This is a genomic window from Enterobacter sp. DC4, from assembly GCF_000568095.1.
Taxonomy (GTDB): Bacteria; Pseudomonadota; Gammaproteobacteria; order Enterobacterales; family Enterobacteriaceae; genus Enterobacter; species Enterobacter pseudoroggenkampii.
Genome location: NZ_AZUB01000003.1, coordinates 258513 through 275515, shown reverse-complemented (window position 1 = coordinate 275515; position 17003 = coordinate 258513). Strand labels below are relative to the sequence as shown.

Annotated in this window: 15 protein-coding genes; 2 read left to right on the top strand and 13 right to left on the bottom strand. The window is 58.7% G+C overall.

What is annotated here, in order from left to right; genetic code table 11:
- Window positions 1-27: 27 nt before the first annotated feature.
- From P349_RS13540 to hpaG, 11 genes are all read right to left on the bottom strand, one after another.
- Window positions 28-945 carry a helix-turn-helix transcriptional regulator gene (locus P349_RS13540; protein ID WP_032649927.1) on the bottom strand — a complete coding sequence of 306 codons (918 nt, stop codon included), beginning with the start codon at window positions 943-945 and terminating at the stop codon, window positions 28-30.
- A 179-nt stretch (window positions 946-1124) separates the two neighbouring features.
- Complete coding sequence (locus tag P349_RS13545) at window positions 1125-1637, bottom strand: 4-hydroxyphenylacetate 3-monooxygenase reductase subunit (RefSeq protein WP_032649926.1); 513 nt, start codon at window positions 1635-1637, stop codon at window positions 1125-1127.
- A gap of 17 nt (window positions 1638-1654) precedes the next feature.
- Window positions 1655-3217: a 4-hydroxyphenylacetate 3-monooxygenase, oxygenase component gene (gene hpaB, locus P349_RS13550; protein WP_008501307.1), complete on the bottom strand. Its 1563-nt coding sequence runs from the start codon at window positions 3215-3217 to the stop codon at window positions 1655-1657.
- Window positions 3218-3413: 196 nt separating this feature from the next.
- A complete protein-coding gene (gene hpaA / locus P349_RS13555; protein ID WP_024908293.1) occupies window positions 3414-4304 on the bottom strand; it encodes a 4-hydroxyphenylacetate catabolism regulatory protein HpaA in 891 nt (296 codons plus the stop codon).
- On the bottom strand, window positions 4276-5628 hold the full coding sequence (hpaX, locus tag P349_RS13560; RefSeq protein ID WP_032649924.1) for a 4-hydroxyphenylacetate permease: 1353 nt from the start codon (window positions 5626-5628) through the stop codon (window positions 4276-4278). The genes hpaA and hpaX overlap by 29 nt, the downstream gene beginning before the upstream one ends.
- A gap of 21 nt (window positions 5629-5649) precedes the next feature.
- Window positions 5650-6447 carry a 4-hydroxy-2-oxoheptanedioate aldolase gene (gene hpaI, locus P349_RS13565; RefSeq protein ID WP_032649923.1) on the bottom strand — a complete coding sequence of 266 codons (798 nt, stop codon included), beginning with the start codon at window positions 6445-6447 and terminating at the stop codon, window positions 5650-5652.
- A 9-nt stretch (window positions 6448-6456) separates the two neighbouring features.
- On the bottom strand, window positions 6457-7260 hold the full coding sequence (gene hpaH, locus P349_RS13570; protein ID WP_023305397.1) for a 2-oxo-hept-4-ene-1,7-dioate hydratase: 804 nt from the start codon (window positions 7258-7260) through the stop codon (window positions 6457-6459).
- A 100-nt stretch (window positions 7261-7360) separates the two neighbouring features.
- On the bottom strand, window positions 7361-7741 hold the full coding sequence (locus P349_RS13575; RefSeq protein WP_024908289.1) for a 5-carboxymethyl-2-hydroxymuconate Delta-isomerase: 381 nt from the start codon (window positions 7739-7741) through the stop codon (window positions 7361-7363).
- 9 nt (window positions 7742-7750) lie between these two features.
- A complete protein-coding gene (gene hpaD, locus P349_RS13580) occupies window positions 7751-8602 on the bottom strand; it encodes a 3,4-dihydroxyphenylacetate 2,3-dioxygenase (protein WP_032649922.1) in 852 nt (283 codons plus the stop codon).
- Window positions 8603-8604: 2 nt separating this feature from the next.
- The gene (hpaE, locus tag P349_RS13585; protein WP_032649920.1) at window positions 8605-10071 is read right to left on the bottom strand and encodes a 5-carboxymethyl-2-hydroxymuconate semialdehyde dehydrogenase; all 1467 of its coding nucleotides are present in this window, start codon (window positions 10069-10071) and stop codon (window positions 8605-8607) included.
- Window positions 10068-11345 carry a 4-hydroxyphenylacetate degradation bifunctional isomerase/decarboxylase gene (hpaG, locus tag P349_RS13590; RefSeq protein WP_032649918.1) on the bottom strand — a complete coding sequence of 426 codons (1278 nt, stop codon included), beginning with the start codon at window positions 11343-11345 and terminating at the stop codon, window positions 10068-10070. Before hpaG ends, hpaE begins: the two co-directional genes overlap by 4 nt.
- Window positions 11346-11615: 270 nt before the next feature.
- Between hpaG and hpaR the strand changes: the two genes are divergently transcribed.
- A complete protein-coding gene (gene hpaR, locus P349_RS13595; protein WP_023334396.1) occupies window positions 11616-12056 on the top strand; it encodes a homoprotocatechuate degradation operon regulator HpaR in 441 nt (146 codons plus the stop codon).
- 83 nt (window positions 12057-12139) lie between these two features.
- Window positions 12140-13804, top strand: coding sequence for a methyl-accepting chemotaxis protein (tsr, locus tag P349_RS13600; RefSeq protein ID WP_024908285.1), 1665 nt, complete (start codon window positions 12140-12142; stop codon window positions 13802-13804).
- Between the two features lie 138 nt (window positions 13805-13942).
- Here tsr and P349_RS13605 read toward each other — a convergent pair whose 3' ends face one another.
- Window positions 13943-14458 (bottom strand): GNAT family N-acetyltransferase, encoded by a 516-nt coding sequence (locus P349_RS13605; RefSeq protein WP_032649916.1) that lies wholly within the window; start codon window positions 14456-14458, stop codon window positions 13943-13945.
- A complete protein-coding gene (opgB, locus tag P349_RS13610; protein ID WP_032650079.1) occupies window positions 14458-16749 on the bottom strand; it encodes a phosphatidylglycerol--membrane-oligosaccharide glycerophosphotransferase in 2292 nt (763 codons plus the stop codon). Before opgB ends, P349_RS13605 begins: the two co-directional genes overlap by 1 nt.
- Window positions 16750-17003: the final 254 nt, after the last annotated feature.

Here is a 17003-nt window from a genome sequence, read left to right as displayed (position 1 = left end):
GTTCCGGCTCGCCGCCAGGGGGCGAAATTATGTGATTGAGATCACTTGATTATTCGGGTTGCGCTCCACCGCCAGATAGTGCTCCAGCGTTCCGAGCAGTTTTTCCTTCAGCCAGTTCGGCTCCAGAATCTGAATATGAGGCAGCCAGTAGAACAGCAGCGGCAGGATCTGGTTCTCGTGGGCCGCCTGGCAGCGCAGCGTGACGCCGCCCTGTTGCTCCGCCAGCAGCTCTTGTTCTGGCAGAAGATCGCGACGCAGGAAGTAATGTGAAATATTATCTTTGATGAATATTTTCACCGCGAAAGTATTTTCAGAGACCCAAGGGTCGAGGCTTTTTTCCAGCAGCGCAAGGACATTTTCTTCCGGGGTGAAGGTCGTTTTCTGAATATCAAACCAGCTAATCTGACTCAATGAGAAGGATTTCAGGCGGCTATTTTCGGTGGCTTGTAAATACCATATATTTTTTTTGTTAATGAGTTTATAGGGATTAATCAGACGGGTTTTCCCCTTATAAACAATCTGACAAACATTATGGTTTTTAATCGATCTCTCGATTTTCGTTAAATGACGTTGAATATCACGTTGTACCGTATGTTCGGCTTCATTCGCAAGAATAAGAATATGGTTTTCGTCAACGCGCGTTTCAAGATTCTGCCAGAATTCCGTATTTCTTTCAGGGAAAAAGCTATCAGCATTCAGGAAGTTAGCAAGAGTGTGATGTAAGCCTTGTCCACCGGGCGATTGTGCCGAATGGATCAGTCGATATAGCCCGTTACCGGTATGTTCAACAATGGGAGAGAGGGCATTTAAATCCCGGTAGACGGTACGCTCGGTAATTTTAAATTTCTCCATTAGCGCACTGCGGTTTACCACACCGTTTAAATGTAGCTCAAGGAGAATATCGACCAGACGTTCAGCCGAGCGGCTCCGCGTCGTTTTAGCCATAAGGTCATCCTGTATATTTAGGTATGCGCTGAATGATGCGGGTGCACTGACACAGAATGTCAGTATTCAGGCACAGAAAATTTCTCTTATGGTTATATAACGGCGTGATTTAGCGGAAACCTTAGGAGTTTTTGTAGAAAGCGGCGCTGGCCGGAAAAAAAAGGCCAGCGCGAGGGGGATTACAAGGCGGCTTCCGCCTCCAGCATAACCGGGTGGAAACGGCGCCTGAAGTAGATCAGGCCGTGTCCTTCGTCACTCAGGATGATGTTTTTAATTTCAACAAGGTAGACAAGATGCGTGCCGATGGTTTGCACCTGGCTAATCTCGCCTTCAAGGCTGGCCAGCGCGCCCTTGAGCACCGGCTGCGCCAGCGGGCCTTTTTGCCAGCAGGAGAGGGCAAAGCGCTCCTCCATCGTCATTCCGGTCATCCCGGCGAAATGGCGAGCCATGATCTCCTGCTCGTGGTTCAGCACGTTAACGCACAGCCTGCCGTTACCCTGAAATACCGGATTCATGGCGCTGTTGGCGTTGATGCACACCATCACTGATGGCGGGGTGTCGGTCACCGAGCAGACGGCGGTAGCGGTGATGCCGCAGCGTCCGGCCTCACCCTCGGTGGTGATCACATTGACCGCCGCCGACAGGCTACTCATTGCGTCGCGAAAACGCAGGCGTTGTTCATCTGAATGCATTGCAACCTCCCGCTGCGCTATTTCAGCAGCTTGTCGAGCATGTTGATATCGCTGTTGTTGTGCAGGTGCGGCACCGTCCAGCCGTGCTGGTCGTATTCGGACATGCAGCGGTCGACCATCGCCATCATCTTGTCCATGTTGCCGGAGCTCTGCGCCTGGCGCAGACACTGCAGGCGGATCTCATCCTGGCTGCCGGAGTAGTTAATTTCGTACAGCTCGTGACGACCGCCAAACTCGCTGCCGATGGCGTCCCACATCAGCTTCAAAATCTTGATGCGTTCGACGTGATCCATGCCGTTGGAGCCGCGCACATATTTCGCCAGATACTGGTCGATCTGCGGGTTGTTCAGATCCCGGGCGCTGGACGGCAGGTAGATCAGCCCGGAGGTGACGTTACGCTCGATGATGTTCTTGATCTTGGCGTAGGCCATCGGCGCCATCACGCGGTAGGTCTGCAGCGCGGCGTGATCCGGCAGATACGCACCGTTGACCCACGGGGTGGCTTCGGAACACATGGAGTCGCTCAGCGCCCAGAACATGTTGCGCCAGGCCACCACTTCGCCGAGATCCGCCTGCACGCCGCGGAACTCCAGGGTGCCGGTGCACTCCAGGGATTTCTTCAGCAGGGCGGTGATGAAGTCGAGCTTCACCGCCAGGCGCACGCAGGCCTGCAGCGGGTACATGCGGGCGAAACCGCCTTCCATCGTCCAGCGACGGCAGCGGTCGAAATCGCGGTAGATCAGCACGTTTTCCCACGGGATCAGCACATGATCCATCACCAGGATCGCGTCGTTCTCGTCGAAGCGGCTGGAGAGCGGATAGTCGTACGGGGATCCGGTTGCGCCTGCCACCATCTCGTAGGAGGCGCGGGAGATCAGCTTCACGCCCTCGGCATCCATCGGCGCGACGAACATCAGCGCGAAGTCCGGGTTTTCGCCCATCACCTGCGCGGAACCGAAGCCGATCATGTTGTAGTGGGTCAGCGCCGAGTTGGTCGCCACCACTTTCGCACCGCTGACGATAATCCCGGCGTCGGTCTCCTTCTCCAGCTTGATGTAGACGTCTTTTACCTCGTCCGCTGGCTTGTGGCGGTCGATCGGCGGGTTAACGATGGCGTGGTTGAAGTACAGGCCGGTTTCCTGAATACGGGTGTACCAGTTCCGGGCGTTCTGCTCGAACTGGCCGTAGAAGGCCGGGTTGGCGCCCAGCGCGCAGCCGAACGCGGCTTTGTAGTCCGGCGTGCGGCCCATCCAGCCGTAGCTCAGGCGCGACCACTCGGCGATGGCGTCGCGCTGCTGGCGCAGGTCGTCGGCGCTTTTCGCCACGCGGAAGAATTTATGGGTGTAGCCGCCGCTGCCGGTGTCGGTGCCCCAGCAGAGCGTGTCCTGCATGTCCGGCTTGTGCAGCGCGTCGTACATCTGCGCGATGGAGGCCGCCGCATTGCGAAACGCCGGATGGGTGGTGACGTCTTTGACGCGCTCGCCGTAGATATAAATCTCACGACCGTCCTGCAGGCTTTTTAAATACTCTTCGCCGGTTAACGGGCGTTTGGCATCAGCGCGGAACTCTTCAGGCTTCATAGGGGACCTCGTATCGGAATAGGGTTGTTAAATTTATGTTTTGTTTTTGTTGTTTAATTGAAGCCTGAGAGGGACGTAACGTGAAGGGACGATTGGGACAACGGCGGGTACTTTTCGGGCGGGATTGGGTTTTGTGATCTGTGCGGCTTTTCGGCGGGTGGCGCTGCGCTTACCCGCCCTACGAACCGTGATGCGTTCAGGAAACCGGTACTTTCTGCGCCCGATACGCGCTCGGCGAGCACCCCACTAAGCGGTTAAAAAAGCGGGCGAAATAGGCCGGATCTTTGAACCCCAACTGCCAGGCAATCTCGCTGACGGTGCTGTCGGAGAAGAGCAGCAAGCGCCTGGCCTCCCGCAGCTGGCGGTCGAAGATCAGGCGTTTTGGCGGGCGGTTGGCGAAGCGGCGACAGATATCGGTCAGGCGAGATTCGGTCAGGTGCAGCTCGCTGGCGTATTCCGGCACCGTCCAGTGCTGGTGGTAGTGGGTGTCGATCAGTTGGGTAAAGCGCTGGAACAGCTTCAGCTCGCCGCGCATGCCGCCTGAGGCGTGGTCGTCGAGCTTCGCGTTGCGCAGCAGCAGGGTAAACACCGCCTGCGCCAGCAGGACCAGGGTATGCTCGCGCCCGGGCAGCTGCTCCGTGGATTCCCGGGCAATCAGCTGCCAGTAGTGCTTCAGCGCCGCCAGCTCGTCCGGCCTGTCGGAAAGCGAAAGGCAGATCCCCGGCAGGCCGAACGCCTCCCGCGTGCCGGGGTAAAGCACCTCCAGCAGCGGCCAGATCAGATCCTCGCGCACCGTCAGCACGTGCCCGTCGCTGTCGGATTCGGTGATAAACGCGTGCGGCACCGACGGTGGCGTGAGGACGAACAGCGGGGCCTGCACCGAATAGCGGTGATCGTCGAGCTGGAGCTCAATCTGCCCGGTATCGAGAAAGTGCATCTGAAAATACTGGTCGTGACGATGCGCCTGCATGTCGCGGCCAAAAAAGGCCGCCATGCGGGCGAACGACTGGTAGTGCACATCGTCGGTGCCCAGACTTTCATCGTACTCCTTGCTGATATCAATGTTGGCGATAGGGCTCTGGCACATGAGCGTTCCTCTGTTGATCCCGCTGCGTCATCGGAATGCGCGTCAGCACCAGCGCGCCGACCACCAGCAGCCCGGCCACGAACCACAGCCCGGAGCTGAAGCTGCCGGTCGCGTCGCGCAGGATCCCAATCAGCAATGGGCTGACGGCGGATCCGACGTTGCCGATGGCGTTGATCACCGCCAGCGCCACCGCGCGGGACTGCAGGCTAATAACCCGATCCGGCGTGGTCCAGAATATCGCCATGGCGGTAAACGATCCGGTTGAGGCCATGATGATGCCAAGCAGCTGGATCAGGCTGTGATCGGTGGCCGAGGCCAGCATCCATCCCGCCGCCGCGAACAGGTACGGCAGGATGGTGTGCTTTTTTCGCTCTTTCAGCCTGTCGGAGCGGCGGCTCCACCAGATCATCCCGAGGATGGTGCAAAACTGCGGGATTGCCGCCAGCAGGCCGATGACGATATTGCTGCTCCCCGTGTTGAAGCTTTGCAGGATCTGCGGCGTCCAGATGTTGATCGCGCTCAGCGTGTTGGTCAGGCAGAAGTAGGCCAGCGTGTAGAGCAGCACCGCCGGGGTCAGCACTTCGCGCAGGGTAGAGCGTGCCGAGGCAGGCTGCGTTACGGCCAGCTCCTGCTCGCGGGCGATCATCGTTTTGAGCGCCTGTTTTTCGTCGTCATCCAGCCAGGTGGCCTGGTCCGGCGTGTCGTTGAGGTAAAACCAGGTCACCACGCCGAGCACCACCGACGGTAGCCCCTCCAGCAGGAACAGCCACTGCCAGCCCTTGAGGTTCCACAGCCCGTCCATCGCCAGAATGTAGCCGGAGAGGATCGAACCGAGCATCATGGTCACCGGCATGGCAATCATAAACAGCGCGTTGGCGCGGGCGCGGTGATACGCCGGGAACCACCAGGTGAGATAGACCAGGATCCCCGGCAGGAAACCGGCTTCGGCAATGCCTACCAGCATGCGCAGGACGTAGAGCGTTTCAGGGCTGGTGGCGAACATGGTGCAGGTGGAGGCAATACCCCACACCACCATGATCCCGGCGATCCAGCGTCGCGCGCCGATCTTCGCCAGCATGATGTTACTCGGGATGCCGCACAGCACGTAGGTGACGTAAAACAGCGTCGCGGCCAGACCAAACATGGTTGACGTGAGGCCCAGATCTTTACCCATCGTCAGCCCGGCGAAGCCGATGTTGATGCGATCGAGGAACGAGAAGACAAACAGGATAAAGAGAAAGACGATCAGACGCCGGAACAGCTTGTGAATGGCGCGATGTTCAACAGCTTTATTATCATGGGCTTGCAGGGTAGAGGTCGTCATGGTGCGCTCCAGATCTTACGTTTAGTAGACGGATTTATTGTTATTAACTGACGTAACCGGTTGTTCGATAAAACGTGCCGCCAGCGCTTCCGCGCCGCGGGCGAGCAGGGTGGTGTCGACGCCGACGGCGACAAACAGCGCGCCGAGTTCGAGGTAGCGTTTAGCCATCTGCTCGTTCGCCATCAGGATGCCGGGGGCTTTACCGGCGGCGCGTATCTGCGCGATCGCCTGCTCGATGGCGGCCTGCACCTCCGGGTGCTGCGGATTGCCGGCAAAGCCCATGTCGGCGCTCAGATCCGCCGGGCCGATAAACACGCCGTCGACGCCTTCCACGTCCAGGATCTGCGGCAGGTTTTTCAGGGCCTCGCGGGTTTCAATCTGCACCAGCACGCACATGGCGTCGTTGGCCTGCTTCAGGTAGTCCGGGATGCGGTTCCAGCGCGACGCCCGCGCCAGGGCGCTGCCGACGCCGCGAATGCCCGCAGGCGGGTAGCGGGTGGCACGTACCGCCAGCCGCGCTTCGTCGGCGTTTTGCACCATCGGCACCAGCAGGGTTTGCGCACCCACGTCCAGCAGCTGTTTGATTTGCACCGGGTCGTTCCACGACGGGCGGACCACCGGCTGGCTGGGATAAGGGGCGATAGCCTGCAGCTGGGTCAAGACAGTCTGCACGCTGTTCGGCGCGTGCTCGCCGTCGATCAGCAGCCAGTCGAAGCCAGCCCCCGCCAGCAGCTCGGCGCTGTAGCTGCTGGTCAGCCCCAGCCATAACCCAATTTGCGGACGGCCTGCTTTCAGCGCCGCTTTAAATGCGTTTTGCATCGTGCTCTCCTAGACAAAGCGGCAGCTGATGGAGCCCATGTTGCCGTAGTCGACGTGGAAGGTGTCGCCTCTGCTGGCGGGCACCGGGCGGGTAAACGAGCCGCCGAGGATAATCTGGCCAGGCTCAAGCTGCACGTCGTACGGCGCAAGCTTGTTGGCCAGCCACGCCACGCCGTTGGCCGGGTGGTTCAGGACGCCTGCGGCCACGCCGGTCTCTTCGATGACGCCGTTGCGGTAGAGCAGGGCGGAGATCCAGCGCAGGTCCAGCTCGTCGGGCTTAATCGGACGGCCGCCGAGGATCACGCCCGCGTTGGCGGCGTTATCGGAGATGGTGTCGAAGACCTTGCGCGGACGCTGGGTCTCCGGGTCGACGTTGTGGCAGCGGGCGTCGATCAGCTCCAGCGCGGGGATGACGTAATCCGTGGCGTTATAGACGTCGAAGATTGTGCAGTTCGGGCCGCGCAGCGGTTTTGCCAGAACGAACGCCAGCTCCACTTCAATGCGCGGAACGATGAAGCGATCGACGGGAATGTCGCTGCCGTCATGGAAGAACATGTCGTCCAGCAGCGCGCCGTAGTCCGGCTCGCTGATTTGCGAGCTGGCCTGCATCGCTTTGGAGGTGAGGCCGATCTTGTGGCCCTTCAGCACGCGGCCTTCGGCGATCTTCAGGCTCACCCATTCGCGCTGGACGGCGTAGGCGTCTTCAATCGTGATCTCCGGGTACTCAAGGGAGATCGCGCGGATCTGCTCCCGGGATTGTTCCGCCTGATGCAGACGGTGGGCGATCAGGGTATGGGTATGTTTGTCGAGCATGGCGATATCCTGTTGTTGCCGGGTGGCGCTGCGCTTACCCGGCCTACGTTCGGGGCCGTTGTAGGCCCGGTAAGCGAAGCGCCACCGGGCAAGCAGACGGCTACTTAAACAACGCGTGCACGTTGTTTTGTTTGTAATTGAGCGTCGGGTGCAGTTCGTCGAGCTCAAACGACAGCGCCAGATAGCGGCTCGCCATCAGTTCCGCAAAGTGCGCTTTGATCAGCCCAAATAGCATCTCCCCCACGGCCTCCCGGCTCTCCAGACTGCGCCCCGCGCCAATCTTCAGCGTCATATGGACAAAGGCGTAATCATGCTTGCCGTCGGCCATCTGCCAGGTGTCCAGCCAGTGGGCGCGGCTGCGGATACCGCCGAGCGGGAAGATGCCCGTGGCGGCGAGCGCCTCGTTCACTTTGGCGAACAGCCCCGGCAGGTCGGCCTGCTGGCGGATGTTGTCGGTACATTCAGCAATAAAGTGCGGCATGGTGGCTCCTTACGCGGGCAGGGGGAAAACGGCGTTGACCTGGCCGGTGCCGGAGCTGGCGAACAGCTCGGTGAGAAACTCCACCTTGCCGTCGTATTTGTCCCAGCCGAGCATGCCCAGCAGCATCACCGTGTCGTGCATGTTGCCCTCGCCGTAGCAGTAGTCGGCGTACTCCGGCAGCATGCTGCAGAATTCTTTGAACTGACCCTCGCGCCACAGCTTCACCACGCGCTCGTCCATCTGGCGGTCGAACTCGCGGGTATAGCTGTTCATCCCTTCTTCCGCGCGCTGGTCGTCGATAAAGCGGTGCGACAGCGAGCCGCTGGCGAGGACCGCCACGGTGCCGTCGTATTTTTCGATAGCGCTGACGATGGCTTCGCCCAGCCTGCGGCTGTCGGCGAAGTCGTGAACCGTGCAGAACGCCGAGATGGAGATCACTTTGAAGTGCTTATCCGCGTTCATGTAGCGCATCGGCACCAGCGTGCCGTACTCCAGCTTGAGGCTCGGGATGTTGTGCGCTTTGGCACGCACGCCGAGCTTCACCGCTTCGTCGGCGATAAGCTGGCCGAGTGCCGGGTTGCCGTCGTAGTCGTAGGTCATGTCGCGGATAAAGTGCGGCAGCTCGTTACTGGTGTAGACGCCTGAAAAATGGTCCGCGCAGTTGATGTGGTAGGCGCTATTCACCAGCCAGTGGGTATCGAACACGATGATGGTGTCCACGCCCAGCTCCCGGCAGCGCTTACTGATCTCTTTATGCCCGTCGATGGCCGACTGGCGGCAGCCGTGGTTTTTGCCCGGCAGCTCGGAAAGGTACATCGACGGCACGTGGGTGATTTTTGCCGCTAACGCTAATTTACCCATTTTCAGATCCCCCACTTTGGAATCGGATGGTCGCCCATGGAGATGCAGACGTTCTTCATCTCCGCGAACACCTCGAAGCTGTACTCGCCCCCCTCGCGGCCGGTGCCGGAGGCCTTCACGCCGCCAAACGGCTGGCGAAGGTCGCGCACGTTCTGGGTGTTGACGAACACCATGCCTGCTTCGATATTGCGCGCCAGGCGCAGCACCTTGCTGACGTCCTGGGTCCAGATGTACGACGCCAGGCCGTACTCCACGTCGTTGGCCAGGCGCAGCCCTTCCGCTTCGTCCTTGAACGGCAGCAGGCAGGCCACCGGCCCGAAGATCTCCTCCTGCGCCACGCGCATGCGGTTATCAACATCCGCCAGCACGGTCGGGCGCAGGAAGTTGCCGCCTTTCAGGTATGCAGGCAGGTCGGTCGGTTTGTCCGGGCCGCCCGCCAGCAGGGTTGCGCCTTCCTCGATGCCGAGGCGGATATAGCCGGAGACTTTCTCCCAGTGCTGCTGGCTAATCAGCGCGCCAATCTGGGTATTTGGATCGGTCGGGTCGCCCACGCGCAGGCGGTTGGCGCGCTCGGCAAAGCGCTTGACGAATTCCGGGTAGATGCTCTGCTGGATAAAGATGCGCGAGCCCGCGGTGCAGCGCTCGCCGTTTATGGAGAAGATGGTGAACAGGGCGGCGTCCAGCGCGCGCTCGATGTCGGCATCCTCAAAAATCAGTACCGGGGATTTGCCGCCCAGCTCCATGGAGTATTTCTTCAGCCCGGCATTTTTCATGATGTTGCGCCCGGTGGCGGTACCGCCGGTGAAGGAGACCGCGCGCACGTCGTGATGACGCACCAGCGCGTCGCCTGCCGTCGCGCCGTAGCCCTGCACCACGTTCAGCACGCCCGCCGGAATCCCCGCTTCGAGGGCCAGCTCGCCCAGACGGTCGGCGGTCAGCGGGGAGAGTTCGGACATCTTCAGCACGGCGGTATTACCTAAGGCCAGACAGGGCGCGACCTTCCAGGTGGCGGTCATAAACGGCACGTTCCACGGCGACACCAGCGCGCAGACGCCCACCGGCTGCACCAGGGTGTAGTTGAGCATCTTGTCGTCAACCGGGTAGGTCTTGCCGTTCATTTGCTGGCACACCTCGGCGAAAAATTCGAAGTTGTGCGAGGCGCGCGGGATCAGCACGTTTTTGGTCTGGTGGATCGGCAGCCCGGTATCGGCGGTTTCCATGGCGGCAATCTCGGGCACGTTCTGGTCGATCAGGTCACCCAGACGACGCATCAGGCGCGCGCGCTCCTTCATCGGCAGGTTGGCCCACTTCGGGAACGCCTCTTTGGCGGCGGCAACGGCCTGGTGAATTTCAGCTTCACCGCCGGAGGCAACTTCTGCCAGGAGCTCGCCGGAGGCCGGGTTAGTAGTGTGGAAGTAGTCGCTGCCCGCGACGTTTTTACCGTTGATCCAATGGTTTATCTTTTTCATTTTGCCGTCTCCTCACTCACAATTCGGTTCACCAGGCGTCCAACGCCTTCCACTTCCACCACCACCTCATCGCCCGGCACCACGTCGGAGAGCCCCTTCGGCGTGCCGGTGGCAATCATGTCGCCCGGCTGCAGGGTCATAAAGTCGCTCAGGTACGCGATCAGGTACGGGATGCTGAAGATCAGATCCGCCGTGGTGCCTTCCTGACGCAGCTCGCCGTTAACGAAGGTGCGCAGGGCGAGGTTGTGCGGGTCGGGAATGGCTGCTTTTGGCACGATGTTTGGGGAAATGGGGGTCAGCCCGTCGCGGCTTTTCACCCGCAGGTTCGGGCGGTAGTAGTTTTCCAGGTAGTCGCGGATGGCGTAGTCGTTGCAGACCGTGTAGCCCGCAACATAGTCCATCGCATCGGCTTCACTGACCTTACGCGCGGTTTTGCCGATGACCACCACCAGCTCCGCTTCGTAATGCATGTATTCGATATTGTTCGGACGCACCGACGTCTGGTTGTCACCGTTGAAGGTGTTCGGCGCTTTGATAAAGACCAGCGGTTCGGTGGGCGGCTTGAAGTCCAGCTCGCTGGCGTGATCGGCATAGTTCAGACCGAGGGCAAACAGCGTGGCGTGCGGCGGCGTGCGGTGTGTGTTAGCGACGTCGCGTTCATCCACCACCGGGTTTTCCAGCGGCGGAAAGCCTTCCGCCAGAATACGCACGCGATCGCCCGGGCGGATCTCAACGCGGCTGTGAGGGGTACCGAGCAGGATCGCATCGCCGGGATTGAGGGTGGCGAACTCGCTCAGGGCGCTCAGCAGTTCGGCAGAGTTACGCTGAAGATCGGCGGTGTTCCAGTGGTCCGCTTCGCGGCCGTTGATCTCGGTGATGATGGTCAGGTTATCTACGTTATCAACGGCGACAAGTTCGCCGAGCGGGCAGAATCCGTCACGACATTTGGCCTTGATGGCCGGGCGATAGAAGCTCTCTTCCGGCAGGCTCACCTCGTTGGCCAGCGCATACCCCGCGATGTGCTCCGCAGCGTCCTCCACGCGTACCTTGCTGGCGGTTTTACCGATCACCAGCGCCACCGTCGCGCCGCTGAGCACCTTTTCCCCCTGCGGGAACGGAATGGGTTCGCCCGCACGAATCACGGTGTTATGGGGTTTGATAAACCACACGGCTGTTTTCGGCGGCGTGTTGTAGGGGGCTTTTTCAAATGCCTCACGCCAGGCTTCACGCTGGCTTTGATGGTTGAGGGCGACGGCAAAAACGGTACCTTTCATTCACATACTCCTCAGGCCGGATGTCCTGTTTGGATTTCATTAATATGTTAATGATCTGGTTTTATGCTTTTGCTGCTCATTTCGCAATCAGAAGTGAAAAATTTGTGATATGAATAACAATAAATTTACATATTGAGTTTTATGTGCATTAAAATCAGTGAGTTAACAAAATCGATGGGTTTCTGTTAGACTTTTTGATGGAAAACGTGTTGTTTATAAAAACATCTTTTAGTGATTGTTTACTTGTTAATGATGTGAAGGGAAGAGGCTATGCATGATTCATTAACCATCGCGCTGCTGCAGGCGCGGGAAGCAGCGATGTCCTACTTCCGCCCGATCGTGAAGCGCCATAATCTGACCGAGCAGCAGTGGCGCATTGTGCGCGTGCTGGCTGAACATCCGTCGATGGATTTTCACGATCTGGCGTTTCGCACCTGCATCCTGCGCCCGAGCCTGACCGGTATTCTGACGCGCATGGAACGTGACGGCCTGGTGCTGCGCCTAAAGCCGGTGAACGACCAGCGCAAGCTGTACGTGTCGCTGACCAAAGAGGGGAATGCGCTGTATGAACACGCTCAGGCGCAGGTCGAAGAGGCGTATCAGCAGATTGAGGCGGAATATACGCCGGAGAAGATGAAACAGCTGACGGCGCTGCTGGAAGAGTTTATTGAACTCGGAAACCGGCATAACGCAGCGCGGGAAGAAGAGTAAAAACCCCAAATTCCAGGATGATTTTCGTAAAGTTTTCCCTTTCCAGGCCGAAAATTCTGTATCTGCCTGAGGAAAGAGAAAACATGTTAAACCGTATCAAGATTGTCACCAGCTTAATGCTGGTTTTAGCGATATTTGGCCTTTTACAACTCACATCCGGTGGTCTTTTCTTTAATGCTCTGAAGAATGACAAAGAGAATTTCACCGTCCTGCAAACCATTCGCCAGCAACAGTCCACGCTGAACGCCAGCTGGGTGGCATTGCTGCAAACCCGTAACACCCTGAACCGCGCGGGTATCCGCTACATGATGGATCAGAGCAATATCGGCAGCGGCGCGACCGTTAACGATTTGATGCAAATCGCGTCTACGTCTCTGAAACAGGCGGAAAAAAACTGGGCTGCCTACGAAGCCCTGCCGCGCGATCCGCGTCAAAGCGATGCGGATGCCATGGAGATCAAGCGTAACTATGATATTTACCACGGTGCGCTGGCGGAGCTGATCCAGCTGCTGGGCGCGGGCAAAATCAACGCCTTCTTCGACCAGCCGACCCAGAGCTATCAGGACGGTTTTGAGAAGCAGTACGTGAGCTACCTGCAGCAGAACGACAAGCTGTACCAGATGGCGGTCGAAGACAGCAACAGCTCCTTCAGCCAGGCTATCTGGGTGCTGATTAGCGTCCTGATTGCCGTGCTGGTGGTGATCGTGGCCGTCTGGCTCAACATCAAGCAGACGCTGATCTCCCCGCTGAATCGTCTGATCGACAACATTCGCCATATCGCCAGCGGCGACCTGGTGAAGCGTATTGAGGTTCAGGGCACCAACGAAATGGGTGAACTGGCCGACTCGCTGCGTCATATGCAGGGTGAGCTGGTGCGTACCGTCGGCGACGTGCGTAACGGCGCGAACGCGATCTACAGCGGCGCGAGTGAAATCGCGATGGGCAATAACGACCTCTCCTCCCGAACTGAGCAGCAGGCCGCTTCCCTGGAAGAGACCGCTGCCAGCATGGAGCAGCTGACGGCGACCGTTAAGCAGAACGCCGAGAACGCCCGTCAGGCGAGCCATCTTGCCCTGAGCGCCTCCGAAACCGCGCAGAAAGGCGGCAAAGTGGTGGATAACGTGGTGCAGACCATGCGCGATATCGCGGGCAGTTCGCAGAAAATTGCCGACATTATCAGCGTGATCGACGGCATTGCCTTCCAGACCAACATCCTGGCACTGAACGCGGCGGTAGAAGCGGCGCGTGCGGGCGAGCAGGGCCGTGGCTTTGCGGTGGTGGCCGGTGAAGTGCGTAACCTGGCCCAGCGCAGCGCCCAGGCGGCTCGTGAAATCAAGAGCCTGATTGAAGACTCCGTGGGTCGCGTGGAAGTGGGTTCAACGCTTGTAGAAAGCGCCGGTGAAACCATGGGGGAGATCGTGAACGCGGTGACCCGCGTAACGGACATCATGGGTGAAATCGCCTCTGCGTCTGACGAGCAGAGCCGCGGTATCGACCAGGTGGGTCTGGCGGTAGCTGAGATGGATCGCGTGACCCAGCAGAACGCCTCGCTGGTGGAAGAGTCTGCCGCAGCGGCAGCCGCACTGGAAGAGCAGGCGAGCCGTCTGACTCAGGCCGTGGCGGTGTTCCGCATTCAGCAGGAGCAGATGAAAGCGCGCGAATTCGCTGCGGCTAAAGCGGTTTCCACGCCGGTGATGGCGCGTAAAACCGCGACGGTCGATTCAGGCGATAACTGGGAAACGTTCTAACTCTGCGCGTTGCGCCGGGTGGCGGCTGCGCCTTACCCGGCCTACGGATCGTGGTTTTTGCCGGGTGGCGGCTACGCCTTACCCGGCCTACGATTCAGGGTTTTGTAGGCCCGGTAAGCGCAGCGCCACCGGGCGATATTACAGAGGCAGGCGCATAGCGCAGCGCGTTTCATACGCGAAACCGTGCGCTGTCTCTTCTTCCCTTTTCTGACGCAGTTCAGGCGTCAGCGTCGTCATTTTTTCAAACCCCAGCCGCGCATAGAACGGCGCGTTCCACGGTACGTCCCGGAACGTCGTCAACGTCAGCGACGCCAGCCCCAGCGTGCGGGCATGGTCAGCCGCACAGGCGATAAGCTGCCGGCCAATCCCTTTTCCCTGCCAGTTCAGATCGACCGAAAGCTCCACGATAAACAGCGACGAAGAGTGCGCTTCGGTGAGGATAAACCCCACGGGGCGGTCGTTCACCCGCGCCAGCCAGCTTAGCCCACGTTCGACATACTCAAGGTGCTGCTCAGCAGAAATGACTTCACCGTCGGCAAGCCAGGCGAGCTCCGGGACTTCACGAAAGCGCTCGCCCGCTGCGCGTTCAATGGCGAGCAGGGCGGTAACGTCGCCGGGGCGCGTGGGTCGAAGGGTGATGTTAAGGTCGACCATTAGCCTGCTCGACTCACAATTTTAATTTCGACCATGCCAATTCCGAGCTCGCGCGGTGAATGGCCAAGAATATTCCCTTCATTGGTGGACTGCGGATCCGGCGGGACGATCACCAGGGTATTGCTGCGCGAAGGATTCTCAAAATGCAGCGTATGCGTGCTCACGTCGTTCCCGAGCGTCAGCGTCTGCTCCCGATCGCCCACGCGCACCGGTACGGGCTTGTTAGCGTTAGGGCCATACGCTCTGGCGGTGATCACCAGGTCGAATTGTTCCGGCAGCGGATGGGTGTACTCAATTTTCACCTCATTGCCCAGCTGCGCGTTTGACCAGCGTCCCCAGGACTCCGGCCGCGAGATGCCGCTAAACTGCTTCACTTCTTCCGGCGCGCCGGCCACGTTAAAGATAAAGCTGTCCGCTTTGTAGCGAATATCGTTGTCGCTGATTTTCAGCATGTCGATGTTGTGCTGATAGCGCGCCGTATCAATTACCGTATCTTTAAACGCGGTTTTGCCTTTCCACTGGGCTTTATCCACGTGCTGCACGATTTGCTCCCCGCCAAGCTGACCCTGAGAGACGCACCAGTCGGTAGAGAGCGCCAGCGGCTGCGACCAGAGCTGGCCCATCTTGTAACATCTGTCGACCCAGACGAAATTATCGCGTGGCGCAAAATCGGCCAGCTGATAGCGCAGCGGCGCGGAATATTCGCTTTCCGGCAGCGGCTCAACGCGTCCCTCCGACACGCGCACCAGCAGCGGCAGACGGAAGTTGCTGCCCGAGAAGGCAATCGTGTTTTTATCCCGATCGACGGTGAAGTCCTTCATCTCTTTCGGGAAGTTCCACAGGCGGATGATGTCGGGCTTCCAGGCGAGGATTTTTTCCTTCATGTTGAGGAACACTTCCGACAGGGATTGCCCCGACAGCGTGCTGCGGCCCAGGCCAATAAAGTTGTCGCCGCCCAGGATGTCCAGCACGGTGGCGCCGTTATCCATGGAGTTGCGTTTGGTGGCAATCTCCTCCTGCTGCGGCTGGTCGCCGCGCAGGACGAAGAACAGATTGCTGCGATCCTGCTTGTTGAGCTGATCCCAGGCGCTGTTTTTCATCGCCAGATGGTCAGACGAAACGACGATGACGGTGTTTTTAAACCAGGGCGAGGCTTTGATTTTCTCGACCAGCGCGGCAATGTGCTCCTGACTGCAGGTGACGGCGCTGAAAGACTTGTTGTTTTTGCCATCAACGTTATAGCTTTTGCGTTTACAGCTGCGCGAGACGAACCCGTCAGGATGGTGAGTGTCTACCGTCAGCGCAAAGAGAGAGAAACGCTTGCCCGCGCGGGACAGTTCCTCGAATTTCTTCCAGGTTTCGTCGAGTACCGTATCGTCATAGAAGCCCCAGTCGTTGCGGTAGTTTGGGTCGGCAACCGTCGTTTTTAACTCTTCTGAGCCATACAGGTGATCAAAACCGTGGGATTTCAGGAACACATCTTTTCCGGCGAAGCGCAGGTTTGCCCCCTGCACAAAATAGTTTTCGTAACCGGAGTTTTTCAGGATATCGCCGAGGCAAATATTCTGTGGGAAGAAGGTCGACATGGAGGCTGAGGCGTTACCTTCAAAAGGCGCGAACAGCGGGATACCGCACTGGGAGGCAACCATCCCGGCAATCGTGTAATCCGTACCGGGCAACTGCATGGTGTGGCTGAAATCGAGACCTTCATTTTTCAGCGCACCCAGATCTGGCGTCAGGTCCGGGAAGGCATCGTTATCAAAGTACGTGCGCTCCAGACTTTCTCCGTAGATATAGACCAGATTGAGCGTCGGGTTGGCGATCGTTTTCGACGGCTCTTTGTAGTAAGCCGTGAAATCCGGATCGCCGTCGCGCGACTGGGATTTCACCAGTTCGGTGATCTGATGGAACGCCGGACTGGCGTCGACGGAGGCCAGCGCCAGGAATAACGCCAGCAGGCTGTAGCCATGATGGTGTGGATGATGGCGACGTCGACGCAGCACCCAGGCCAGCGCGCCAAAAATGGTGACCAGCGCGACGACAAGGCCGAGCCCCGGAAGAATGTACTTGCTGACACCCGCGCCCGTCAGGCTATTTGTCAGCGTGTAGAGCACCGCATCGTTAATGCCGTCACCGGTAAAGTAATCACTGGCGTATAAGGTAATGTTTAAAATAATAAAAATGCCGAGCACAACCAGCGTGGCGATAAACCACCAGGTGTGACGGCCGGCTTTGCAGGCGTAAACGCCGACAGAAGCCAGAAAAAGGATAAGAGACATGAATTCAGACAACAGCATATCCTCGTGACGCCAGATGCTTCGCTGGCTAACTGTTTATTTTTTGGGTCATACAATGTAATTGCGATGTCGTTAAGCTGCAATTTTAGTGTCACGAAAGTGTGCTGTTGTTAGGATTTGGTTTAGAAAATCGTTTTTATGAAGGTGTGCACATCCTGACAAACGGACGCTGAGACGGTGGCAGGTGGGAAAAACGCTCATTTAGCGCCGCGCTGCAAGACTATCGCATTAAACGCGGCGTGTTGTGG

Coding starts and splice junctions, on each gene's coding strand:
- P349_RS13605 (WP_032649916.1), bottom strand. CDS start 14,458: ATGGTCGACCTTAACATCACCCTTCGACCCACGCGCCCCGGCGACGTT.
- hpaB (WP_008501307.1), bottom strand. CDS start 3,217: ATGAAGCCTGAAGAGTTCCGCGCTGATGCCAAACGCCCGTTAACCGGC.
- hpaX (WP_032649924.1), bottom strand. CDS start 5,628: ATGACGACCTCTACCCTGCAAGCCCATGATAATAAAGCTGTTGAACAT.
- hpaG (WP_032649918.1), bottom strand. CDS start 11,345: ATGAAAGGTACCGTTTTTGCCGTCGCCCTCAACCATCAAAGCCAGCGT.
- hpaI (WP_032649923.1), bottom strand. CDS start 6,447: ATGCAAAACGCATTTAAAGCGGCGCTGAAAGCAGGCCGTCCGCAAATT.
- P349_RS13575 (WP_024908289.1), bottom strand. CDS start 7,741: ATGCCGCACTTTATTGCTGAATGTACCGACAACATCCGCCAGCAGGCC.
- hpaR (WP_023334396.1), top strand. CDS start 11,616: ATGCATGATTCATTAACCATCGCGCTGCTGCAGGCGCGGGAAGCAGCG.
- P349_RS13540 (WP_032649927.1), bottom strand. CDS start 945: ATGGCTAAAACGACGCGGAGCCGCTCGGCTGAACGTCTGGTCGATATT.
- hpaD (WP_032649922.1), bottom strand. CDS start 8,602: ATGGGTAAATTAGCGTTAGCGGCAAAAATCACCCACGTGCCGTCGATG.
- tsr (WP_024908285.1), top strand. CDS start 12,140: ATGTTAAACCGTATCAAGATTGTCACCAGCTTAATGCTGGTTTTAGCG.
- hpaH (WP_023305397.1), bottom strand. CDS start 7,260: ATGCTCGACAAACATACCCATACCCTGATCGCCCACCGTCTGCATCAG.
- hpaA (WP_024908293.1), bottom strand. CDS start 4,304: ATGTGCCAGAGCCCTATCGCCAACATTGATATCAGCAAGGAGTACGAT.
- P349_RS13545 (WP_032649926.1), bottom strand. CDS start 1,637: ATGCATTCAGATGAACAACGCCTGCGTTTTCGCGACGCAATGAGTAGC.
- hpaE (WP_032649920.1), bottom strand. CDS start 10,071: ATGAAAAAGATAAACCATTGGATCAACGGTAAAAACGTCGCGGGCAGC.